Origin of the sequence: Stenotrophomonas geniculata ATCC 19374 = JCM 13324 (genome assembly GCF_001431625.1) — a bacterium.
GTDB classification, from domain to species: domain Bacteria; phylum Pseudomonadota; class Gammaproteobacteria; order Xanthomonadales; family Xanthomonadaceae; genus Stenotrophomonas; species Stenotrophomonas geniculata.
On the sequence record NZ_LLXT01000111.1, the window covers coordinates 38,606 to 60,833 of the forward strand.

General features: G+C 66.0%; 17 protein-coding genes and 1 riboswitch. Of the genes, 6 read left to right on the plus strand and 11 right to left on the minus strand.

Going from position 1 to position 22,228, the window contains the following annotated elements:
• Positions 1-6 precede the first annotated feature (6 nt).
• The 5 genes from ARC63_RS12710 to hslO form a co-directional block, all read right to left on the minus strand.
• Positions 7-1,908 carry an O-linked N-acetylglucosamine transferase, SPINDLY family protein gene (locus tag ARC63_RS12710; protein ID WP_139042425.1) on the minus strand — a complete coding sequence of 634 codons (1,902 nt, stop codon included), beginning with the start codon at positions 1,906-1,908 and terminating at the stop codon, positions 7-9.
• Positions 1,901-2,875: a class I SAM-dependent methyltransferase gene (locus ARC63_RS12715; RefSeq protein WP_057503485.1), complete on the minus strand. Its 975-nt coding sequence runs from the start codon at positions 2,873-2,875 to the stop codon at positions 1,901-1,903. The genes ARC63_RS12710 and ARC63_RS12715 overlap by 8 nt, the downstream gene beginning before the upstream one ends.
• Positions 2,876-3,014: 139 nt before the next feature.
• The gene (locus tag ARC63_RS12720; RefSeq protein WP_049481850.1) at positions 3,015-5,666 is read right to left on the minus strand and encodes a TonB-dependent receptor plug domain-containing protein; all 2,652 of its coding nucleotides are present in this window, start codon (positions 5,664-5,666) and stop codon (positions 3,015-3,017) included.
• A gap of 282 nt (positions 5,667-5,948) precedes the next feature.
• Positions 5,949-6,797, minus strand: coding sequence for an XOO1806 family protein (locus tag ARC63_RS12725; protein WP_010482736.1), 849 nt, complete (start codon positions 6,795-6,797; stop codon positions 5,949-5,951).
• A gap of 116 nt (positions 6,798-6,913) precedes the next feature.
• Positions 6,914-7,807, minus strand: a complete 894-nt coding sequence (gene hslO / locus ARC63_RS12730) for an Hsp33 family molecular chaperone HslO (RefSeq protein WP_049410630.1) — start codon at positions 7,805-7,807, stop codon at positions 6,914-6,916.
• Positions 7,808-7,884: 77 nt separating this feature from the next.
• Between hslO and mtgA the strand changes: the two genes are divergently transcribed.
• The 3 genes from mtgA to ARC63_RS12745 all read left to right on the plus strand — a co-directional run bounded on the left by mtgA (position 7,885) and on the right by ARC63_RS12745 (position 10,109).
• Positions 7,885-8,634, plus strand: a complete 750-nt coding sequence (gene mtgA, locus ARC63_RS12735; protein ID WP_043399149.1) for a monofunctional biosynthetic peptidoglycan transglycosylase — start codon at positions 7,885-7,887, stop codon at positions 8,632-8,634.
• Positions 8,635-8,698: 64 nt separating this feature from the next.
• Positions 8,699-9,718: a glycosyltransferase family 2 protein gene (locus ARC63_RS12740; protein WP_010482740.1), complete on the plus strand. Its 1,020-nt coding sequence runs from the start codon at positions 8,699-8,701 to the stop codon at positions 9,716-9,718.
• Positions 9,678-10,109, plus strand: coding sequence for a CBS domain-containing protein (locus tag ARC63_RS12745; protein ID WP_019336409.1), 432 nt, complete (start codon positions 9,678-9,680; stop codon positions 10,107-10,109). The genes ARC63_RS12740 and ARC63_RS12745 overlap by 41 nt, the downstream gene beginning before the upstream one ends.
• Before the next feature lie 380 nt (positions 10,110-10,489).
• On the opposite strand, the gene ARC63_RS12750 is transcribed toward ARC63_RS12745, so the two are convergent.
• The 4 genes from ARC63_RS12750 to ARC63_RS12765 all read right to left on the minus strand — a co-directional run bounded on the left by ARC63_RS12750 (position 10,490) and on the right by ARC63_RS12765 (position 15,935).
• Positions 10,490-12,463 carry an AsmA family protein gene (locus ARC63_RS12750; RefSeq protein WP_043399146.1) on the minus strand — a complete coding sequence of 658 codons (1,974 nt, stop codon included), beginning with the start codon at positions 12,461-12,463 and terminating at the stop codon, positions 10,490-10,492.
• Positions 12,464-12,536: 73 nt separating this feature from the next.
• On the minus strand, positions 12,537-13,175 hold the full coding sequence (trhA, locus tag ARC63_RS12755) for a PAQR family membrane homeostasis protein TrhA (protein ID WP_010482744.1): 639 nt from the start codon (positions 13,173-13,175) through the stop codon (positions 12,537-12,539).
• Positions 13,176-13,379: 204 nt separating this feature from the next.
• Complete coding sequence (locus ARC63_RS12760) at positions 13,380-14,984, minus strand: peptide chain release factor 3 (protein ID WP_014038155.1); 1,605 nt, start codon at positions 14,982-14,984, stop codon at positions 13,380-13,382.
• Positions 14,985-15,050: 66 nt separating this feature from the next.
• Complete coding sequence (locus tag ARC63_RS12765) at positions 15,051-15,935, minus strand: M23 family metallopeptidase (RefSeq protein WP_057503486.1); 885 nt, start codon at positions 15,933-15,935, stop codon at positions 15,051-15,053.
• A 149-nt stretch (positions 15,936-16,084) separates the two neighbouring features.
• A riboswitch (SAM riboswitch) is annotated at positions 16,085-16,203 on the plus strand.
• Between the two features lie 77 nt (positions 16,204-16,280).
• On the opposite strand from ARC63_RS12765, the gene metX reads away from it, so the two are divergent.
• The 3 genes from metX to ARC63_RS12780 are packed head-to-tail and all read left to right on the plus strand — an operon-like array spanning position 16,281 to position 19,608.
• Complete coding sequence (gene metX, locus ARC63_RS12770) at positions 16,281-17,312, plus strand: homoserine O-succinyltransferase MetX (protein ID WP_057503487.1); 1,032 nt, start codon at positions 16,281-16,283, stop codon at positions 17,310-17,312.
• Positions 17,309-18,544, plus strand: coding sequence for an O-succinylhomoserine (thiol)-lyase (locus tag ARC63_RS12775; RefSeq protein ID WP_010482748.1), 1,236 nt, complete (start codon positions 17,309-17,311; stop codon positions 18,542-18,544). Before metX ends, ARC63_RS12775 begins: the two co-directional genes overlap by 4 nt.
• Entirely contained in the window at positions 18,541-19,608 is a 1,068-nt protein-coding gene (locus ARC63_RS12780) for a homoserine dehydrogenase family protein (RefSeq protein WP_057503488.1), read from the plus strand. Before ARC63_RS12775 ends, ARC63_RS12780 begins: the two co-directional genes overlap by 4 nt.
• A gap of 58 nt (positions 19,609-19,666) precedes the next feature.
• On the opposite strand, the gene ARC63_RS12785 is transcribed toward ARC63_RS12780, so the two are convergent.
• A complete protein-coding gene (locus tag ARC63_RS12785) occupies positions 19,667-20,662 on the minus strand; it encodes an alpha/beta fold hydrolase (RefSeq protein ID WP_057503489.1) in 996 nt (331 codons plus the stop codon).
• A 122-nt stretch (positions 20,663-20,784) separates the two neighbouring features.
• Positions 20,785-22,167, minus strand: a complete 1,383-nt coding sequence (locus ARC63_RS12790) for an L-serine ammonia-lyase (RefSeq protein WP_019338791.1) — start codon at positions 22,165-22,167, stop codon at positions 20,785-20,787.
• Between the last annotated feature and the right edge of the window lie 61 nt (positions 22,168-22,228).

Genomic DNA, 22,228 nt, shown 5'->3' on the forward strand with positions numbered 1-22,228 from the left:
GGGTGTTCACTCCCCCAGCAGGTCTTGATAAAGCGCTTGAAGATCGGTAGCCGCACGTGCTGCCGAATGCAACGCACTGTCCTTGTTGCGGACGGTGACCCGCTGGCGGAGTTCTGAAAGCGCAGCCGGGTTACGGAGCAGTGTCACTGCGCGCCGCACATAATCATGGTGTCCGTTGCAGATCAGTTCGGGCATTCCCAGTTGCCTGTTCACACTGCTCCCCAGTCGCGAAAGCGGCAGCTCTCCGGGGCAGGTCAGTAGTGGCAACCCTGCCGATGCTGCATCAATCGCAGTCGCACCGGCCTGGTAATTGAATGCATCAAGGAACAGATCGCATGACGCCATGCATTCCAGGTATTGCTCGGCCGGCATCGGCGACAGCAGGCGAAGCCGGTCGCGGTCTCCCCCGAGCAGGTCCCACGATTGCAGGAATCCGCGGTGTGCCTGTGGTGCCAGGCAGACCAGCAAGAGTGCATCAGGCGCCTCGCGCAGGATCTGCGTCCAGCACTCCAGCAGCGATCTGCTCAGTTTATGGCTGCTATTGAAGCTGGCTGCTACCGGTGATGCATGGGGTAGCTTCCAGCGCGCACGGTCTCGTCCAGGCGGAGAGTGGGGCTCTGCTGCTGGAAACACGCTGCCAGCCAGGCGAAGTACCCGGTCGGAAAACGGCCATGAGGTGTCTGCCGGTGCCAGGCTGTGGTCGAGGATGATGCCATCAAGCCATGGCGATTGTTGTCCGGAGAGGTAGCCCAGCCATCCCAGTTGCATGCGCGCTGGTCGATATGCCAGAGCTCCAGGCCGACCTCCATACGTTGGGCCGTTGAGATCGATGAGAATATCCAGATCCGCTTCGTGCAGTCGCTTTGCCAGCTCAGCGTCGCTCAGCGCGCCAACGTGCTCGATGTGTTCTGCGCCGTTGATGGACGCCGGCTGCCGGCCGGAATCGTACACATGCACTTCGAACCGGCTCCGATCATGCGCTGCGAAGAATCCGTGCAACAGGGTGCCCACGGTGTGGTGGTGCAGGTCACTGGAAAGGTAGCCGATTCTTGGGTGGCCGTGCCGACGGGCAGCCGCCCGTGGCAACGGTTGCCGGCCGGCCTGGATCGATGCGGCCGCATGATCCAGCAGCTGCCTGTGCAGGTCGTTGCCCAATGGCAGCGTCGCGAAGGTGAATGGTTGCGGTACGTCGTCGGCTGTGGGCGTGGTCACGCGCAACTGTGCAATGAGCCGCGCCACGATCCGGTCCGTGGCATCGAACTCGCACAGCTGTGCATGGACATGCGCGAGCCAGCACATTACGTCCATACGTGCGGGCTGCAGCGTGTGAAGTTGCGCCAGTACGTCACGTGCGGATTCCCACCGGCCGAGGTGCTGAAGGCACTGAGCGATGTTGATGAGCTCCATGGGAAGTTGGGCGGCTACAACTTCATAGCTCTTGATCGCCTCCTCGTACCTGCCCGTTTCCTGCAGGGCGAGACCCAGCAGGTGGTGGGCCTCAAGAAGGGTGGGATCCAGCGCGAGCGCGCGTTGGAGGCTGTCGACAGCAGCCATTTGTTGGCCCGTGCGTTGCTGGAGGTCACCAAGCAGCATCCATTGCCATGCTTGCGGTTCTGCCGTCGTGATTGCCTGGCGTGCGGGTTCAAGCGCCTCTCCCGCACGATGGCTGTCACGCAGGCAGATCGCAAGAGGGGCGCGTGCCGGTTGCCAGGCGGTGGACGCGGGATGGATCTGCTGGAACAGTACTGCGGCTTCTTGTGCGTGGCCGAGTTGCATCATGCAAAGCGCTGCGTCGTAGCGAAGAACATCGTCAGACGGATCCAGCAGCAGTGCTCGCCTGTAGTGCGGGAGGGCATCATCCAGCCGAGCTGCATGGTGATAACGGCGAGCCTCAGCGGCCTCATTCACGTACTGCCTCCAACGCCCAGCCCATGTTTACCCCGCGATACATCAGAGGTTCAAATCCTGAATTCATGCCTTGGGCACCCAATGCGGCCGCCAGGCGCTTCATCTCGTCCTCGCTTCGGGTCGCCCGCATGAGCTCCTGCAGGCGAGCGGCTTCCTCTGCAAGCAGGGCACGACCACTCTGAAGTCGCCGCAGGGCGGTCGATGGATCCTGCGCGGCGGGGCCCAGCGCGTCCTGCAGAATGCCGACGCTCCGGCCCAGGACCGGCAGATCCCGCTCCGCCAGGGCACGGTCGACAAGCGCGCCTGCCGCCTCGTTGAAAGCCAGGCGGGATTGCTCCGCAGTTCTGCTCCCCGAAAGAAAGGAGGGGCCACTGGCCTTGGCCGCGTACAGTTCCTTGATCACTTGTTCAGCCCGATCAAAGATGCCGTCGCTCCGCAGTACATCGGCGATGGCTTGGGCTTGGCGCGATGAGATGCGCGAGATTTCGCTGTTCGTGCTGTGCAGGATCCACGCGATTCGCCCTCCAGGCCCGATCAGCCGGGAAAACTCCTGAAGTGCTGGGCCCTGAGCTGCATACTCGAATGCATACTGCGATGCCAGAAGGTCCACACTACCGTCTGCCAGCGGAATGGCGTGCATCGGCGTACGAGGCAGGAAGGTGATTCCGGAGAAAAGCTCTCTGCCATTGGCGACATTCGAGCGGGGGTCGACATCGGCCAGGTCGGTGCCCACCACTTGAAGATCGGGGCGGAACCGATGGATCAAGAGGGCGATGGCGCCGTTGCCGGTGCCAACGTCAAGCACACGCGCGCCTTGTGGCAGAACCGCGGCGTTGCGCTCCCAGAAGAGACGCAGTTCGCCATCGTAGTTTCCTTCGATGCCGTGACTGCACGAATGAAGCACGCCGGTGCGCCAGAGCTGGGTCCAGTGCGCTGCCTGCGGGAAGGAGTGGGGATCTGCGCTCATTGCGGCGCTTCCGTCATGCATTGTGGCGGGGCCCGGTGCACAGGTTATGCACATCATGGGAAGTTGACGCAGCTGCAAGACTGCCCAAAAGCAGCGACCCGCACAAGCGGGTCGCTGCACTACTGCTGACAGGCGTGGATCAGAAGTTCTGTTCGTAACGCATGTACGGGGTACGGCCCCAGATGTTGTACAGGCTGTTGTCGTAGTACGGGAAGGAGTTCAGTGAATCGTTGAACGGCGGCAGCTTGTTGCCGACATTGCGGACGCCCAGAGTCACCTTGCCCTTCCACGGCGCATTCCAGGTCAACTGCAGATCATTGGTGATCCAGCTCGGCAGGCGCGTGTCTTCCGAACCGCTCTTGCCGATGTAGTTGGTGATCGCCGCAATGCTGACGTCGCCGTAGCTCCAGCCCAGGGTGAACTGCGCGCGATCCTTCGGATAGCCGCCGGTGCCCAGCAGTTCAACCTTGTCGTTGATGATCGAGGTTTCGGTGAATTCGATCTGGTGGGCCCAATTCAGCCTTGCCATCAGGTCGCCGTAGGTGCCCAGGCTCTGGCGGAAGTTCAACTCGGCGTCGATACCACGGACCTTCTTCGAAGCACCGTTGTCGATCGGCAGCTTGATCTGGAACGGGATACCCGGCAGTACTGCGCCATTCGGTGCAGTGATGTCCGGACCACGATCAACGCCATAGCCGGGCTGGCCTGCGTCACCGTAGCGCCATGCCAGCGGACGCGGCACCGAAGTGATCACGTTGTCGATCTGCACATCGTAGTAGTCGACTGCCATCGACAGTGCTTCGGTCGGGCTGAACACGAAGCCGACGTTCCAGTTCTTCGATTCCTCCGGCTTCAGATTGCGGTTCGAGGAAACCAGCCACTGGTACTGGCTGCTGGTGCTGCAGGGATCAACCGGGTACGGCTGGTAACCGGTATTGCCGGTCGAAGCGCGGACGGCGGACAAGGCCTTGCATGCGAGTTCGTCGCCGCCGTTGTGGCCGATCGCACTCAGCACCGGGCTGTTCAGGTTGGTCGTGGAGTTGGAGCCGTACATGTCATCCAGGGTCGGAGCACGGAAGCCCTTGCCCCAGGAGCCACGAACCAGCAGCGAGTCGATCGGACGGAACTCCAGCGATACGCGCGGCGAGAACTTGCTGCCCAGATCGTTGTAGCTGTCATAGCGGCCGGCCACAGTGGCGGTCAGGCTGCTGAACAGCGGGATCAGGGTTTCGAAGTAGCCTGCGTAGTAGGACCGCTCACCACCCGTACCTGCACCTGCCGAGCCGAACACGTTGCCTGCGGCGCTCTGTGCGTCGTAGGCCATGGACAGGCGGTCATCGCGGTACTCGAAGCCGGTCACGAAGCTGACGGCGCCGGCGGGCATCTGGAACAGGTCGAAGGAGATGTTGCCGTCGGCCGAGACCGTGCGCTGTTCCGATTCCACGTACACGGTGTGTGCGATCTTCGGAGCCGCAGCGGCCACGCTCGGATGGGTGGGATCGAACGGGTTGTACTCGCCCGAATCAACCATGTCCTGCAGGATGCTGCCGATGCCGTAGTTGTAGTTCACCGAGCTCTGGCGGACACGTCCATGGCCAACACCGACTTCCCAGTCGGCGCCGCCGAACAGGTCCAGCGTACCGCGCAGGCCGAAGTTGAAATCGCGATAGGTATCGCGACGGACGGCATCACGCGTACCCAGCGGGGTGAACCGGTAGGACAGCACGCCGTCCTCGCCAAACGGATTGAATGGATTGTTGGCTGCGATGGTCAGCGGACGGCCGCCGCCGGCGTTGTCGACCGGGGCCGACGCATAAACGCCAACGCTCTTGGTATCCGACGCAATTGCACGGAAGAAGAACGAGGTGTTGTCGGTCAGCTGGTAGTTGCCGTTCAGCAGCAGCGAGTCACGCGACATCGAGGCTTCGTTGGCCGAGGTCGCGCCGTGGTCGAAGCCGCAGCGGGTCGGGCTGATGCGGACGCTGTTCTCGAAGGTGTCGCAGTTGGCGACGCTGGCGCTGCCGGTGCGGGCGCCGGAGAAGGTCGCGCTCGAGTTGTACGGGCTGAGGCCCCAGGTCAGCCCTGCATCAGTGACGTATTTCTTGATATCACGGTTGTACATCAACTCGCGTTCCTGATGGTCGATCACGAACGTCAGGTTGCCACGGTCGGAGCTGATGCCACCGGACAGGCTGCCGGTGCGACCGGCCGGGCCGATTTCAGGATTTTCATAGCCGACGCTGAAGCCCAGGCCTTCATAATCCTTACGCAGGATCACGTTGACCACGCCGCCGATGGCATCCGAACCGTACACTGCACCTGCGCCTTCGCGCAGGATTTCAATGCGCTCGACGGCGGCCGTCGGAATCAGGTTGATGTTCTGCGCACCGCCACCGAGGGTCGGCGAGGACGTCATGCGACGGCCGTCCAGCAGGACCAGCGTGTACTCAGAGCCGAGGCCGCGCAGACTGATGGTGGCTGCGGAACCGGTTGCCGAGCCCGACGACTCACGGGTGGAACCGAACGAGTTGTAGATGTTGTTGCGGAGGAAGTCCGCGACCGAGATTTCGCCGGAGGTTTCGATGTCCTGGCGGGAAATCACGCTGACCGGGCTGGGGCCTTCAACATCCGTGCGCTTGATGCGCGAACCGGTTACTTCAATACGGTCGAGCTGGGTCGTACCCGCCTGCCCTGACTTCCCTTCCTGGGCACTGGCGGTAGCCGCCGTACCGGCACTTGCGATCAGCGCGAGGACAACTGCATCGCGCAGCTTGCTGGTCTTGCTGTTCATTGGCTCTCTCTCCAAGGATTCTTGGTGGTGCTGCTGAGTGCTTCACGCGGGAGGCGAAAGGCGCCACCAAAACACGTGAAGCTGAGCCGATACTAACTGCCCTTTTCCAATAATTAAAGGGCTGTTAATGACTTGTGTGAAATAGATGAAGGCAGGCCTCGGACTGGCCTCGTGCCGCAGCCGCAATGCCTGGTGTGACGGGCGTTCAGCGCGTTGACCCAACGACTCGCAGCCGTTGGGCCTGGCGACCATGCGGGGCCGTATGCTGCGCCGCGGCTGGAGTTACAGGTCCTGTTCGTAACGCACGTACGGCACGGTGCCGTCGTCGTTGCTTTCATTGCGTGGGGAGAACGGATTCTTGCCGCGGCTGATCACGTTCTCGGCGCCAACGGTAAGCTGGCCGGACCACGGGGTACGCCAGGTCAGGCCGATGCCCAGGCCTTCCCACTTGCCGGGCTTGCCCGGTACGTCGATCACGCGGCCGATGATGCTGCCGGTGAAGTTGCCATAGCCGGCGCCGATGCTCAGGCTCTTGCTGTCCCAGCGGTCGACGATGGACGGCGCGGCGTCGGCCAGCGGTACCAGGCGGGCCTTGGCGTAGGTACCGGCAATCGAGACAAAACCCTCGCGGCCGATGTTCTTCTGCGCGAATACGGTCAGGTCGTTCTGCTCGGCGCGCAGCGAGGGTGTCTTGTTCGGGCCTGACAGCCACGCCGGCAGCGTTTCACGGCCGGTGCCCGCGGTGATGCCGAGGCGGCTGTTGCCGCGGTTCAGCGCGGCGGTGCCGGTGAAGCGGCGGCTGTTGAGGTCGTCGTCGTCACCCAGGCTGGCCAGCATGCAGTGACTGGCCAGGCCGCTCATGCTGGTCCCGCTGCTGCTGTTGCAGAGCAGGCCCAGTGAATCGCCGGAGGACAGGCCGAAGGCCGCATCCAGCGAGTTGCGGCCGAAGTGCCAGCGGGCGCCGGCGGCCTGTTCACCCGTGGGCTCCAGGTACAGCAGGGCCTCGACCTTGCCGCTGCCCTTGTTCCACACCGGCAGCACGGTCCGGGTGTCCTTGCTCTGCGCGTGCACGCCCGTGATCGCGCCAAGGGCGATCAGCAGGGCCAGCGGTAGACGCAGGAAGGTACGCATCGGACCAGTTCAGACAGGGACGGACAACGGAAGTTCCCGCAGAGACGGGAACTTGATCCTAGGGTGTTTATGAATTCTTAACAAGCCTTGATCCCCCCAGATGCAAGACAAGCCGTTTACTGAAGCCGTTCAGGCGCCGGTACAGTCCCCTCGGCACCGTGGAACAGTATGCCGAACTCCGTCAAAGGAAAGTGATACTCCCGCCCGCAGAATTCGCAACGGACCTCGACGGCGCCGGTGTCCGCGGCCGCGGCACGGGCCTCGTCTTCGCCCAGCGACTGCAGCATCGATGCGACCCGCTCGCGGGAACAGGAGCAGGCGAAGGACAGCGGCTTGTCGCCCATCAGTTCCGGCTTCTCTTCGTGGAACAGGCGGTGCAGCAGCTGCTCGGCCGGGGTCGCCAGCAGCTCGGCCTTGCCCAGGGTCTCGAACAGGGCGCTGGCACGCGCCCAGCCGTCCTCGTCACCCTCGTCGCCCGGCAGCTTCTGCAGCAGCAGGCCGGCGGCGCCTTTGCGGTCGGCCGCCAGCAGCAGGCGGGTCGGCAGCTGTTCGGACTGGCGGAAGTAGTCCTCGAAGGCCTCGTCCAGCTCCGGCGCGGTCAGCGCGACCAGGCTCTGGTAGCGCTGCGGCTCGCGTGGGTCCAGGCCCGGGTTCTCGATGGTGATCGCGAGGAGGGCGTCATCACCCAGGCGGGACAGGTCGCGCGGCGCATCGGCGCCCTCGCTGAGCTGGGCGATGCCGCGCAGGGTACCGGCGGCGGTGCACTCGGCGAACAGGGTGCGCAGGGCGGTGCTGCTGCGCAGCTGGATCGAGAGGCGGCCATCGATCTTGGTGTGGCCGGTGAACAGCGCCGAGGCCACGCAGGCCTCGCCGAGCAGTTCGGCGGCGGTATCCGGGTACTCGGCGTGGGACAGAATCTCCTGCCAGGTGGCCTGCAGGCGCACGTGGACGCCACGGACGCCAGCATCGGGAAGCAGGAAGCGGATCAGGGAATCGGGGTTGGCGGTCATCGGCTCACATCGCGCGTAAACGAGGGCGGTTGCCGGATAATGCGCCGACAACCAGATAGAAGAAGGATGCACCAGTAATGGGGGCAGGGGGAGAGCAGCACAAGGTGGAGGCCATCGCGGAAGTCCCGCGCCGCAGGCGCTGGCGCTGGAAACGGCTGCTCTGGCTGCCGCTGCTGCTGGCCGCTTTCAGCTGCCTGCAGGTGCTGGTGCTGCGGTTCATCGACCCGCCGGTATCCACGGTCATGCTGTGGCGCTATGGCGAGGCCTTGGGCGAGGCCGACTGGTCCTATCGCCTGCACTACCAGTGGCGCGACCTGGACCAGATGGCAGCGAGCCTGCCGATCTCGCTGGTGGCCGCAGAGGACCAGCGCTTTCCCGACCACAACGGCTTTGACCTGCAGGCCATCGAGAAGGCCCGCGACCACAACGCCAAGGGCGGGCGCCTGCGGGGGGCCAGCACGATCAGCCAGCAGGTCGCCAAGAACCTGTTCCTCTGGCAGGGCCGCAGCTGGGTGCGCAAGGGCCTGGAAGTCTGGTACACGGTGCTGATCGAAGCACTGTGGCCGAAGGAACGCATCCTGGAGATGTACGCCAACATCGCCGAGTTCGGCGATGGCGTATATGGCGCGCAGGCAGCGGCACAGACGTTCTGGGGCAAGGACGCGGCCCGGTTGAGTCCGGCCGAGAGTGCGCGGCTGGCGGCGGTGTTGCCGGCACCGCGACGCTACAACGCGGCCAAGCCAGGGCCGTACGTGCAGCGGCGCGCGGCATGGATCCAGCGCCAGGCACGACAGCTGGGCGGCGCGTCCTATCTGTCGGAGGACTGAGGCGGGCGCGCTGCGATCGGCAGGCGGCGGGTCGTGTGCGCGCCGGCAACGTACAATTCCGGACATGAACCGCGAACGGCTCACTTTTGTCATCGCCGCCTACAACGAGGCCCTGGCACTGCCGCTGCTGCATCCACGGCTGTGCGCGGTGCTCGATGGTATGCCCGACGTCGATGGTCACATCCTGTATGTGGACGACGGCAGCCACGACGGGACCTGGCAGGTGATCGCAGGATTGGCGCAGGGCGACGCGCGCGTATCGGCGTTGAAGCTGTCGCGCAATTTCGGCAAGGAGGCCGCGCTGACTGCCGGCCTGGATCTGGTGCGCGAAGGCGCAGCGATGATCCTGGACGCCGATGGCCAGGACCCGCCGGAACTGGTGCCGCAGTTCGTTGCGCGCTGGCGCGAAGGGCATGACAACATCTATGGCACGCGCATGGCCCGCGACGGCGAGGCCTGGATCAAGCGCGCCACGGCGGCGGCGTTCTACCGGGTGATCGGTCGCCTCTCACGCACGCCGATCCCTGCCGATACCGGTGACTTCCGCCTGCTGTCGCCGCGCGCGCTGAGCGCGCTGCGCGAGATGCGTGAACGCCATCGCTTCATGAAGGGTCTTTTCAGCTGGGTCGGATTCAAGCGGATTGCCGTGCCCTACCACCGCCACGCGCGCGTGGCCGGCTCCAGCAAGTTCAGCCTTTGGCGGCTGTGGAACTTCGCGCTGGAAGGTATCACCGGGTTCTCGACCGTTCCCCTGCGGGCGGCGACCTACATGGGCCTGGCCACGGCGGCGGTTGCTTTCGTATTCGGTGTATGGGTGATCGCCAAGGCGGCCCTGTACGGTGACCGGGTGGCGGGTTGGCCGACGATGATGGCGGTGATCCTGTTCCTGGGCGGGGTGCAGTTGATCGCCCTGGGCCTGATCGGTGAGTACCTGGGACGGCTGTACGAGGAATCCAAGCAGCGCCCGTTGTACCTGGTTGACGCGTGGCTAGCATCCACCGTGGCAGACTCGGCCCTGCAACCCACCCTCGGAGGGCAGGCAGATGACCACGGTACGGCAACTGTTGGACGGCAAGTCTCCTGAAGTACATGCGGTCGCGCCGGATGCGGCGGTGATCGATGCGATCCGGTTGATGGCGGAAAAGGGCATTGGCGCGGTGCTGGTGATGGACGGGCCGCGGCTGGTCGGGATCCTTTCGGAGCGCGATTACGCGCGCAAGATCGTGCTGCGTGATCGTTCGTCGCGTGATACGGCGGTGGCCGAGATCATGACGGCGAAGGTGGTGACGGTCTCGCCGGGCGAACAGGTAGAGCACTGCCTGCAGCTGGTGACCGATTACCGCATCCGCCACCTGCCGGTGGTGGAGGGGGCGCAGGTGCTGGGGGTGATTTCCATCGGCGACCTGGTGAAATCGGTGATCGACGCGCAGCGGCGCGAGCTGGATCAGCTGCAGCAGTACATCGTCGCCGGGTGAGGGTGTCGCTGGCGGGCCTGCGGCCCGCCGGCCCGCTTTTCGAAGCCAGAGCCACAGCCAAAGCCACAGCCGCACCCTCCGCCTCTGGACACATTTCTGCGAGCGCGGTGCGTACATGCGCGGTGCCTCGCCCTTGGTAGCTGCCAACCTTGGTTGGCAACAGCTTTTGACTTTGCTTTTTTCTTTTGACTTTGAATTTCCGCTCTCGTTCCGCGCGCGCAGGAAACTGTCGGAAGGGGGACGGGTGACGCAGGCAGGACCGTTGGCGCCATGGATGGCGCCATCGAGCCTACAGGGACGTACTTGCGGCGTGTCCTGCCTGCGTCACCCGTCCCCCTCAGGCCGCGATCAATGCAGGCGCCGCGAACAACGCTGTAAACCTACTTCGCATACTGCCCCCCGCAGTCGGCATCCTTCCCCGGCCCCAGTTCGATCGTCGCCAGCAACGCCGCCGGCGGCGCGATGCTGCCCAGCGCCAGGGCCACGGCGCCACGAATACCCAGCGCCTTGAAGTCCGGGCGGAACGACGGGTCCTTGAACGTGCCGCTGATATGCAGCGGAGAGCGCAGAACCAGGATGCTCTTGTCCTTCGGGCGCGGTTTCAGCAGCAGGTCCAGGGTCTCGTCGCGCAGGCTGACCGTGCCTTCGCCGATGAGGATCGTGTCGGTGGTATCCACCGCCAGTGCCTGGCTGGTCATCAGGCCGTCGCGCACGCCGAAGTCGGCGAAGGCGCAGCGTAGGGGGATCTGCTTGTCGCCGGTCACCAGGAATTTCAGCGATTCGGTAATGTCCAGCCCCGCCAGTTCCATTACCAGGTTACCGACATGGCCGCGGCCCATCGCCAGGCCGACCTTGCCATCGCTGCTGCCCAGCATGGCGGCGATCGAGTTGCCACGGCCGCTCAGGTCCACTTCGCCGCCGATGCCGCCCTTGGCCTGCTCGGCCAGCTTCGCGTCCGGGAGCAGCTGGCCCAGCTGCACGCCGCGCACGCTGGCCTTCAGCGCGGTGCGGATCTGCGGCTGACGTGCATCCATGCGGATCGTGCTGCGGATATCGCCGCCGGCCACGCCGAAGTTCAGCGGGTCCAGCCGTAGCACGCCGTCATCCAGCAGCAGGTGCGCATCCATGTCGTCCAGCGGCAACGAAGGGGCGTTGATGCGGTGGGCCTTCCAGCGCACGTCGGCATCCATCGCGCGCAGCTTGCCGAGGTTGTAGGGCGTGTCGGGCAGCACGCGTGCACGGGCAGCAACGCGTGCGGCCTCGGCCTTCTGTTCTGCGTTGGCGGTTTCGCCGCCGCCGGTCTTCGGTGGCGCGCCGACGAAGCCGGCCAGGTCATCGAAGTCCAGGCGCCTGGATTCCAGCGTCGCGGTCAGTCGTGGACGGTCGCGTCCCACCTCGAACTGCAGGTTGCCCCCCAGGTCGCTGTCGCCGACCTTGCCGGTGAAGCCGTCGTAACGCCAGACGTTGTGGTCGCGCTTCAGGCGTCCGTCCAACGCATAGGGCGGTGAGGGCGGGATGGCGATGCCGAGCAGCGGGTAGAGATCGGCCAGATCCTGGCCACTGAGCGCGAACTGCAGGTCGAACACGCGCAGCTGGAAGGGGTTGGTGAGCGTGCCGCGGGCCACTGCGTGGGTGGCACCGGCGCGGCCGTCGAGGTGGATGCGGAACGGGTGGTCGCTGTCGGTCAGTTCCAGCGGTGATTCGGTACCGCCCTGCAGGGTGAACGGGTTGCCCTGCCAGCGGCCCTTGCCCCGCACCAGCAGCGGCGGCGAGGCATCGGCCTGTTTCGGTTGGCCGCTGCGCACGCCCACGCGGATGTCGGTACGGCCCAGTGCGTCGAGGAACTGCAGCCGGCCGTCGTCGATGCGCAGGCGCTTGAGTTGCGGGCTTGTCCCGCCTCTGCTGTCACCCAGGAAATCCCAGTTGCCCGGCTCGCCCTTGCGCGGGGCGGTTTCCAGCAGCACGTCCGGTCGGGTCAGGCGCACCTCCGGCAGCTGCACGCTGCCGCGCAGCAGGGGCCATACCCGCACGTCGATCTCGACGCGGTCGGCCGTGGCCATGTTCGGCTGTTTCGCCCAGGCGGCATTGGCGAAGGTGATCGCATCGGCACGGATGGTGCTGGTTCGGCCGAGGTCGACATCCAGGTGGCCGATGTGCAGTGCACGACCGGTGCGTGCCTGCACCGCGCGCTCGACCGGACCCTTGAACCAGTTCCAGTCCCACAGCGCGATCACCACCAGGATCACTGCCAGCAGGAAGACCAGGACCGTGAGCCAGCGCCGGCCGCGCGGGCCAGGTCTGCGGAGGCGCCAGCGGGAAGCGCGCGTTGCGGCAGGGGAGGCGGCAGCATTCACGCTGCCATGGTTGCCCCTTCATCGTGGACGGGGCGCGAAGCGTCCATGTGCGTGGTGTGCACAACCCGCGCCGTTACAGCACCTGCATGGTCACCGCGACGAAGTGGCAGACGCTGCCGCCGATCACGAACAGGTGCCAGATCGCGTGCGAATAGGGGATCGATTCGCGGTGATAGAAATAGGTGCCCAGCGTGTACGACAGGCCGCCGGCCAGCAGCCAGCCCAGCGTCCAGCCGTCGATCGAGGCCAGCATCGGCTTGATCGCCACGATCACCAGCCAGCCCATGGCGATGTAGATGCCGGTGGAAAGCGCCTTGAAGCGGCCGGTGTAGAACAGCTTGAACACCACCCCGGCTAGGGCCAGGGTCCAGATCGCGGCGAACAGGCCCCAGCCCCACGGGCCACGCAGGCCGATCAGGGTGAACGGGGTATAGGTGCCGGCGATCAATACGTAGATTGCGCAGTGGTCGAACACCTTCAGGCGGCCCTTGGCGACCGGGTGCTGGATGGCGTGGTACAGCGTGGAGGCGGTGTACAGCAGCAGAAGCGCAATGCCGAATACGATCGCGCCGGCCAGCTGCCAGCCATCGCTGTAGATGGCGGCCAGGGTGATCAGTACCGCACCGGCGCCCAGAGCGAGCACGGCACCGAGGCCGTGGGTCAGGGCGCTGGCGATTTCTTCGCGGATCGAAGCAACGGAAGTCGTGGACATGGCGTAGGCATCGTTCGCGGGGAGGGGGACCCGCACCCCCCTATCATCGCCGCGATGGGCGGCGTCTGCACGCCCGTCACCGTATGGTCGATGAATTGCCGGCCTGCGCCGGGTCCATGGTAGATCCACGCCATGCGTGGATGAACGCCCGGCACTGCAGGAGTCAGAGCCCTTTCCTGCGGAAAGGGATCCGACCGCGTGGCATCAGCCCACCGAAACCGTATGCGCCGCTTCGCGGGTGGCCGAGAAGCGCACGTCCGGCGAGCGTTCCTGCGCCAGCTGAAGGTTGACCCGGGTCGGTGCCAGGTAGACCAGGTGGCCGGCCGCATCCAGTGCCAGGTTCAGTGCGTTCTTCTCGCGGAACTCTTCCAGCTTCTTTTCGTTGCTGCAGTGGACCCAACGCGCAGTGGTCACGCTGACCGGCTCGAAGGTGGCTTCCACGCCGTACTCGTCCTTCAGGCGGTACGCGGCCACGTCGAACTGCAGCACACCGACCGCACCCAGGATCAGGTCGTTGCTGGTCAGCGGGCGGAAGAACTGGGTCGCACCTTCCTCGGACAGCTGGGCCAGGCCCTTCTGCAGCTGCTTGAGCTTGAGCGGATCACGCAGGCGTGCGCGACGGAACAGCTCCGGGGCGAAGTTCGGAATACCGGTGAAGGTGACCGCTTCGCCTTCGGTGAAGGTATCGCCGATGGAAATGGTGCCGTGGTTGTGGATGCCGATCACATCGCCCGGCCACGCTTCGGCGGCGATTTCACGATCGCTGGCCATGAAGGTCAGGGCGTTGGCCAGCTTCATTTCCTTGCCGGTGCGCACGTGGAAGGTCTTCATGCCGGCGCTGAAACGGCCCGAGCAGACGCGCATGAACGCCACGCGGTCACGGTGCTGCGGGTCCATGTTGGCCTGGATCTTGAACACGAAGCCGGTCAGCTTGTTCTCTTCCGGGGCAATCTCGCGGCCGGTGGTGGAGCGTGCCTGCGGCGACGGCGCATGCTCGACGAAGAAGTCCAGCAGCGGCTGCACGCCGAAGTTGTTCACGCCCGAGCCGAAGAACACCGGGGTCTGCTTGCCGGCGCGATAAGCGTCCAGGTCGAACGGGTGGCTGGCGCCCTGCACCAGTTCCAGTTCGTCGCGCAGGTCGGCCAGCATCTGTGCACCGATCTTCTCGGCCAGGCCGGGGGCATCGATGGACGGGAAGATGGTCGAGTCCTGGCGGGTGAAGTTGCGGCCCGGTTCGTACAGGTGCACTTCGCCGGTGAGCAGATGCACCACGCCCTTCAGGCGCTGGCCCATGCCGATCGGCCAGGTGACCGGGGCGCACTGGATGCCGAGCACGGTTTCCACTTCATCCAGCAGCTCGATCGGGTCCTTGCCCTCGCGGTCGAGCTTGTTGATGAAGGTCATGATCGGGGTGTCGCGCAGGCGGCACACTTCCATCAGCTTGATGGTGCGCTCTTCCACGCCCTTGGCCACGTCGATCACCATCAGCGCCGAGTCCACCGCGGTCAGCACGCGGTAGGTGTCCTCGCCGAAGTCGGCGTGGCCGGGGGTGTCGAGCAGGTTGACGATCTTGCCTTCGTACGGGAACTGCATCACCGAGGAGGTGACGGAGATGCCGCGCTCCTTTTCCAGCGCCATCCAGTCGGAGGTGGCGTGGCGGGCAGCCTTGCGGCCCTTCACCGAACCGGCCATCTGGATCGCGCCTCCGAACAGCAGCAGCTTTTCGGTCAGCGTGGTCTTGCCGGCGTCAGGGTGGGAAATGATAGCGAAGGTGCGGCGACGCGACGCTTCGTTGGCGACTTCGGACATGGCAGTGGCGCCCGCCCGGGGCGCTTTTCAAAGAGATAAGCGCCCGATTATACCGGCCGGGGCCGGTCAGCGCCCGGTACCGCCGTCGGCCTCGCCCTGGCGGGCGAACTGCAGCTGGCCCTGCTCGGCGAAGATGCGTGCCGGCACCGAGCGCAGGCCCATGCCGCGGTTGACCTGTACCACGAAGTGCAGGTGTGGGGCGCTGCTGTAGCCACTGTTGCCGGACAGGCCGATCGGCTGCCCGGCCCCCACCGCCTGGCCGCGACGCACGCGCATGCCGCCGGCCTGCAGGTGGCCGTACAGGGCCATGCTGCCGTCGCTGTGCAGCACGCGGATGAAGTTGGCGCGGCCACCATCGCGTTCGCGGTCCTGGCCGTTGCCACGGAAGCCATCCTGGATCTGCATCACCGTGCCCTCGCGTGCGGCCAGCACCAACGTGCCTTCAGGCAGCGCGAAGTCGACCGCATCGCGGTTTTCCTCGTCGTCGTGGCTGAACCGGCCCTGCGGCGCCTGGTCCACGCGTGGACGGGCCGCATCGAACGGCAGGCGATAGGCCACATCCTCGGCCTGTGCGGCCGGGTTGCCCGGTACCGACTGCAGGCGCAGGTCCAGCGTGCGGCCGTCGAGCGGGGCAGGCAGGTGGCCGACCACCAGGCTGCTGTCGCCCTGGATCAGCGATTGCACCGGCAGCCCTTCGACCGGGTGTCCGGGTGCAGCGCGCAGCTCGATCTGCAGCGGTCCGGCCAGGGTGTTGTCGATGCGGGCCTGCCATTGCGTGCCGACCGGTTGCAGGCGCAGCTGGGCCATCGGTGCGGCAGCCTCGGCATCGCCTGCGCGGGCGGCAGAAGCGGGAGGAGGTACCAGTCCCCAGCCCTGGCGCCAGTCGCCGGCGCTGGCCGTCGCACTCGCCAGCAGGGGCAGCAGCAGCCAGGTCAGGGGCAGGCGTGGCATCGGGGGGGTCCAGCGGCAGGGACCGCCGGGACTGTACCGGATCCTGAACGGGACAACCGCGACGCCCTTCGCATACCCGGGACGAAAATATTCATCGCTTTATCCGCATGAAGGGATTGACAGTGCACGGAAGGGCTGGCATCGTGGCCTCACCATCGAGACCGGCAGAGGGACAGGCCCTTTGAAGCCGGGGCAGCCCGCAGGCGCGCAAGCGTCCGCGTAGGTGCCAAATCCTGCGGGGACCGTGGCGTCCACCGAAAGATGGTTCGAACCATGCACCACACGTGCATCTCGAACGCGGGCCCCGCGAAGGCTCGATGGCCGATTCCCCAACCGGATCCCGCCATGAGCTTCGCCACCAGTACCGCCGTTCGCCCCGAACCCTTTGTCCCCGTCAGCGTGCCGGTCGAAGACCGTGTGCATGCCGAGCGCGGTGAGTTCGCCGCGGTGCTGTCGATGCGTCATGCCTGTCCCAGCCCGGTGCGCCTGCGCTACGAGTGGGTCGGCCCGGCCAACGCGCCGGTGGTGGTACTGGCCGGCGGCATCTCCGCGCATCGCCATGTGGCCTCCAACGCACAGTTCAGCGAGAAGGGCTGGGCCGAAGAGCTGGTCGGCAGGGGGCGCACGCTGGATCCGCAGCAGCTGCGCGTATTGGCGTTCGATTTCATCGGCGCCGACGGTGCGCTGGACGTGCCGATCGATACCGCCGATCAGGCCGACGCATTGGCGCTGGTGCTGGATCATCTCGGCATCCGCGCGCTGAAAGCCTTCGTCGGCTATTCGTATGGCGCGCTGGTCGGCCAGCAGTTCGCGATCCGTCATCGTGCCCGCGTGCGCCAGCTGGTGCTGGCCAGCGGTGCACATCGCCCGCACCCGTATGCCGCCGCCTGGCGCGCGTTGCAGCGCCGCGCCGTCGCGCTGGGCCAGCTGCAGTGCGGCGAAGATCATGGCCTGGCGCTGGCCCGGCAGTTCGCCATGCTCAGCTACCGCACCCCGGAAGAATTCGGCGAGCGCTTCGACGCCGCGCCGGAAGTGATCAACGGCCGCGTGCGCGTGGCCGCCGAAGACTATCTCGACGCCGCCGGCGCACAGTACGTCGCGCGCACACCGGTGACCGCCTACCTGCGCCTGTCCGAATCGATCGACCTGCACCGCGTCGACCCCGCCGCGATCCTGCCGCCGACCGTGGTGGTGGCCGTGGAGGGCGACCGCCTGGTGCCGCTGGCCGACCTCGTCGGCCTGGTCGAAGGTCTGGGCCCGCGCGGCAGCCTGCGCGTGCTGCGCTCGCCCTACGGCCACGACGCCTTCCTCAAAGAAGCCGATCGCATCGACGCGATCCTCGCCACTGCCTTCCGCACCTCTGGAGAGTCCGCATGAGCCTGCACGCCAACGAGCCGTCCTGTAGTCGCACCACCGCCGCCGTCCGTGCCGGCATCGATCGCGATACCGCCCATGGCGCGGTCACCCCGCCGATCGTGCTGTCGTCGAACTTCAGCTTTGAAGGCTTCGGCAACAAGCGCCAGTACGACTACACGCGCAGTGGCAACCCCACCCGCGACCTGCTGGGTGAGGCGCTGGCCGAACTGGAAGGCGGTGCCGGCGGCGTGATCACCGCCACCGGCATGGGGGCGATCAACCTGGTGCTGAATGCACTGCTGCAGCCGGGAGATACCCTGGTGGTGCCGCACGATGCGTACGGTGGCAGCTGGCGCCTGTTCAATGCGCTGGCGAAGAAGGGCCACTTCGAACTGGTCACCGCCGACCTGACCGATCCGCGTGCACTGGCACAGGCGCTGGCCACCCAGCCGAAGCTGGTGCTGGTGGAAACCCCGTCCAACCCGCTGCTGCGCATCACCGACCTGCGCTTCGTCATCGATGCCGCGCACAAGGCCGGTGCACTCGTGGTGGTCGACAACACCTTCCTGTCGCCGGCGCTGCAGCAACCGCTGGCCTTCGGCGCAGATCTGGTGCTGCATTCCACCACCAAGTACATCAATGGCCACAGCGATGTGGTGGGTGGTGCGGTGGTCGCGCGCGATCAGGCACTGCACGAGCAGCTGGTGTGGTGGGGCAACGCGCTGGGCCTGACCGGTTCGCCGTTCGATGCGTTCCTGACCCTGCGCGGCCTGCGCACGCTGGATGCGCGCCTGCGCGTGCACCAGGAGAACACCGCGTCGATCGTTGCCCTGCTGGACCAGCATCCGGCAGTCGGTAGGGTCTACTACCCGGGCCTGGCCGATCACCCCGGGCATGCCATCGCCGCACGCCAGCAAAGCGGCTTTGGCGCGATGTTGTCGTTCGAACTGGCCGACTGCGAAGGCGATGATCCGCATGCCGCAGTGCGTGCCTTCGTCGATGGCCTGCGCTGTTTCACCCTGGCCGAATCGCTGGGCGGCGTCGAAAGCCTGATCGCGCATCCGGCCACCATGACCCATGCGGCGATGACCGCCGAAGCGCGCGCCGCCGCGGGCATCAGTGAAGGGCTGCTGCGCCTGTCGGTTGGGATCGAGGCCGAGCGTGACCTGCTGGCTGATCTGGGCGCCGCGCTGCAGCGCGCCGAAGCGGTGATTGATGCGGCTGCGCGCCGCAAACAGGTGGTGGATGCATGAGCGCGCTCGCCGCTGACATTCCTGCGCTGGGCGTGGGACGCCTGGCGCTGCTGGGCACTGGCACGGTCGGCTCGGCCTTCGTGCAGCGTTACCAGGCATTGCGGGCGCGTGGGCTGGAACTGCCCAGCGTGCAGTGGCTGGCCAATTCACGCACTGCGCTGGAGATCGATCGTGACCTGGTGTTGCCGCTGGAGCTGGCACGGCGTGCACCGCGCGATGGCCAGAGTTCGCCGCCGTGGGCCAGCGCCGAAGGACTGGAACGTGGCGACGTGGTGGTCGATGCCACCGCCAGCGAAGACGTGGCCGCACGCCACGTGCAGTGGCTGGCACGCGGCGTGCACGTGGTGACCGCCAACAAGCTGGGCCGTGGTGCGCAGCTCGCACGCGCGCAGGCGATTGCCGAAAGCTGCGCCGACAGTGGTGCGCGCTATGGCGACAGCGCCACCGTCGGCGCGGGCCTGCCGCTGCTGAGCAGCCTGCGCGCGCTGGTGGCCGGTGGCGATCACATCCATGCCATCGAGGGTGTGCTGTCCGGTTCGCTGGCGTGGCTGTTCCATCGTTACGACGGCCAGTCGCCGTTCTCGGCGGCGGTGCGCGACGCGTTGGCGGCCGGCTATACCGAGCCCGATCCGCGCCTGGACCTGTCCGGCGAAGACGTGCGGCGCAAGCTGCTGATCCTGGCCCGCAGCAGCGGGCTGGCGCTGGATGCTTCGCAGGTGCAGGTGGATTCACTGGTGCCTGAAACGCTGGCAGCGTTGCCGCTGGAGGATGCACTGGCGGCACTGGAGCAGCTGGATGCGCCGTTGCAGGCGCGTTGGCAGCAGGCGCGCGACAACGGCCACGTGCTGCGTTTCGTTGGCCGTGTCGATGGCGCGGGTGCGAAGGTGGGCCTGCGCGAGCTGCCGGCCGATCACCCGTTGGCGCAGGGCGCGGGCACCGACAACCGCGTAGCCATCCACAGTGACCGTTATCAGCGCCAGCCGTTGTTGATCCAGGGCCCGGGCGCTGGCGCGGAAGTCACCGCCGCCGCGCTGCTGGATGATGTGTTGCGGATCGTGGGTTGATCGCACCGCTTCTGTAGAGCCGAGCCCACGCACGGCTCTACAGGGGCACGCCTGCCGGTCAGCGAGACGTCAACGCCTTCAACAGTGCGCTGTTGAACTGCTTCGGGTCCTGCACCTGCGGCGAATGCCCCAGTTCGGCGAACTCGACCAGGTTCGAGCCGGAAATCGCTGAGGCCGCGGCTTTGCCGAGCACCGGGTAATTGCCCAGCGTCGCCTTTACTGCAGGTGGTGCCAGGTCACGGCCGATCGCGGTGCGGTCCTTCTGGCCGATGAACAACGTGGTCGGCACCTGCAGGTTCTTCAGTTCGTAGACCACCGGCTGGTTGAACACCATGTCCGAGGCCAGCGCCTGGCTCCATGCAACGGCCTGCTTGCCCGGGCCTTCGTACATGCCCGACTGCATCCGCGCCCACGGTTCATATGCCGGTTTCCATTTGCCGTCGTAGTACACCTCCAGCTGGTAGCGGCGGATGCTGTCATAGCTGATGTTCAATTCGCCGGCGTACCACGCGTCCACGCTGCGCCAAGGTACGCCGAGCGCCTTCCAGTCTTCCAGCCCGATCGGGTTGACCAGCGACAGGCTGCGCAGGTCCTGCGGGAACATCAGCGCGTAGCGCACCGCCAGCATGCCGCCCATCGAATGACCGACCAGGTGCACCGGTACATCACCCAGTTGCAGCTGATGCAGCAGGGCATGGGTGTTGGCGGCCAGCTGCGCGAACGAATACTGGTAACGTTCGGGCTTGCTGGATTTGCAGAAGCCGACCTGGTCCGGGGCGATCACCCGGTAGCCGGCGGCAACCAGTGGCTTGATCGATTCCTTCCAGGTGGCGGCGCAGAAGTTCTTGCCGTGCAGCAGCACCACCACACCGATGGGTGCCTTCTTCGGCGCGATGTCCAGGTAGGCCATTTCCAGCGGCTGCCGCTGCGATTCCAGTGCGAAGGTCTTCACCGGATAGCCGTAGTCGAAGCCTTCCAGGCGTGGCCCATAAGTCGGCGCAGCCAGGGCAGGCAGCGGCAGGCAGGCAAGCAGGGCGGCGGCGATCACGCGCATGGGGCAGTCCGGGGGCAAGGGAGCCCCGAGCCTAACCGGAATGCGGTGACGGTGTCGTCCGGTGTAGAGCCGAGCCCCTGCTCGGCTACCCCATCAGCCGAGCAGGGGCTCGGCGCTACAACTCAGCACTCGATGACGTTCACCGCCAGCCCACCGCGGCTGGTTTCCTTGTACTTGTCCTGCATGTCGCGGCCGGTATCGCGCATGGTCTTGATCACCTTGTCCAGCGACACCTTGTGCTTGCCGTCGCCACGCATCGCCATGCGCGAGGCATTGATTGCCTTCACCGCGCCCATCGCGTTCCGTTCGATGCAGGGGATCTGCACCAGGCCGCCGATCGGGTCACAGGTCAGGCCGAGGTTGTGTTCCATGCCGATTTCCGCGGCATTCTCGATCTGGCTGGGGTTGCCACCCAGCGCCGCGACCAGGCCACCGGCCGCCATCGAGCAGGCCACGCCCACTTCGCCCTGGCAACCCACTTCGGCGCCGGAGATCGAGGCGTTCTCCTTGTACAGGATGCCGATCGCCGCCGAGGTCAGCAGGAAGTCGAACACGCGCTGCTCGTTGGCGCCGGGACAGAAGCGGTCGAAGTAGTGCAATACCGCCGGTAGCACACCCGCGGCACCGTTGGTCGGCGCGGTCACCACGCGGCCTCCAGCCGCGTTTTCCTCGTTCACCGCCAGTGCGTACAGGTTGACCCAGTCCAGCGTGGTCAGCGGATCGCGCATCGCCGCTTCCGGCTTCGACGACAGCTCGCGGTACAGCGCCGGTGCACGGCGGCCCACCTTCAGGCCACCCGGCAGCACGCCTTCCTCACGGATGCCGCGCGTCACGCACGACTGCATCGCACTCCATATCTCGCGCAGCTGCGCGCGGATCTCGTCCTCGCTGCGCCAGCACTTCTCGTTCTCGAACATCAGCTGGGCAATGCTCAGGCCGCTGCGCGCGGTCTGCGCCAGCAGCTCGTCGCCGCTCTTGAACGGGTAGGGCAGTGGGGTCTCGTCGGGCACGATGCGGTCATCGGCCGCGTCGTCCTGGTTGACCACGAAGCCACCGCCGACGGAGTAGTAATCGCGGGTGGCGATCACTTCGTCCTCGGCATTGTACGCAGTGAAACGCATGCCGTTGGTGTGGTACGGCAGCTTCTGGCGCTTGTTCATGCCGAGATCGCGCTTTTCGTCGAAGGCGATCTCGTGCTGGCCCATCAGCTGGATGCGCTTGCTGCTGCGGATGCGCTCCAGGGTGGCCGGAATGATGTCCGGGTCGATCAGGTTTGGCCGCTGCCCTTCCAGGCCCAGCAGGATCGCCTTGTCGGTGCCGTGGCCGCGGCCGGTCAGCGCCAGCGAGCCGTAGACATCGGCGCGGATGCGCGCGACTTCGTGCAGGCGGCCCGGATCGAGCAGCCAGCGGTGGATGAATCGCTCGGCGGCCTTCATTGGCCCGACGGTGTGCGAGGAGCTCGGGCCAATGCCGATCTTGAAAACGTCGAACGTGCTGACAGCCATGGTTGCCGTACTGCGGGTACCGGAAGAGACCGCTATTCTAGCGGTTCATGCCGCACTTCCA

Bases quoted from the DNA above. Each gene is read 5' to 3' on its own strand.
- ARC63_RS12715 (WP_057503485.1), bottom strand. From the start codon at position 2,875: ATGAGCGCAGATCCCCACTCCTTCCCGCAGGCAGCGCACTGGACCCAG.
- ARC63_RS12720 (WP_049481850.1), bottom strand. From the start codon at position 5,666: ATGAACAGCAAGACCAGCAAGCTGCGCGATGCAGTTGTCCTCGCGCTG.
- ARC63_RS12725 (WP_010482736.1), bottom strand. From the start codon at position 6,797: ATGCGTACCTTCCTGCGTCTACCGCTGGCCCTGCTGATCGCCCTTGGC.
- hslO (WP_049410630.1), bottom strand. From the start codon at position 7,807: ATGACCGCCAACCCCGATTCCCTGATCCGCTTCCTGCTTCCCGATGCT.
- mtgA (WP_043399149.1), top strand. From the start codon at position 7,885: ATGGGGGCAGGGGGAGAGCAGCACAAGGTGGAGGCCATCGCGGAAGTC.
- ARC63_RS12740 (WP_010482740.1), top strand. From the start codon at position 8,699: ATGAACCGCGAACGGCTCACTTTTGTCATCGCCGCCTACAACGAGGCC.
- ARC63_RS12745 (WP_019336409.1), top strand. From the start codon at position 9,678: ATGACCACGGTACGGCAACTGTTGGACGGCAAGTCTCCTGAAGTACAT.
- trhA (WP_010482744.1), bottom strand. From the start codon at position 13,175: ATGTCCACGACTTCCGTTGCTTCGATCCGCGAAGAAATCGCCAGCGCC.
- ARC63_RS12760 (WP_014038155.1), bottom strand. From the start codon at position 14,984: ATGTCCGAAGTCGCCAACGAAGCGTCGCGTCGCCGCACCTTCGCTATC.
- ARC63_RS12765 (WP_057503486.1), bottom strand. From the start codon at position 15,935: ATGCCACGCCTGCCCCTGACCTGGCTGCTGCTGCCCCTGCTGGCGAGT.
- metX (WP_057503487.1), top strand. From the start codon at position 16,281: ATGAGCTTCGCCACCAGTACCGCCGTTCGCCCCGAACCCTTTGTCCCC.
- ARC63_RS12775 (WP_010482748.1), top strand. From the start codon at position 17,309: ATGAGCCTGCACGCCAACGAGCCGTCCTGTAGTCGCACCACCGCCGCC.
- ARC63_RS12780 (WP_057503488.1), top strand. From the start codon at position 18,541: ATGAGCGCGCTCGCCGCTGACATTCCTGCGCTGGGCGTGGGACGCCTG.
- ARC63_RS12785 (WP_057503489.1), bottom strand. From the start codon at position 20,662: ATGCGCGTGATCGCCGCCGCCCTGCTTGCCTGCCTGCCGCTGCCTGCC.
- ARC63_RS12790 (WP_019338791.1), bottom strand. From the start codon at position 22,167: ATGGCTGTCAGCACGTTCGACGTTTTCAAGATCGGCATTGGCCCGAGC.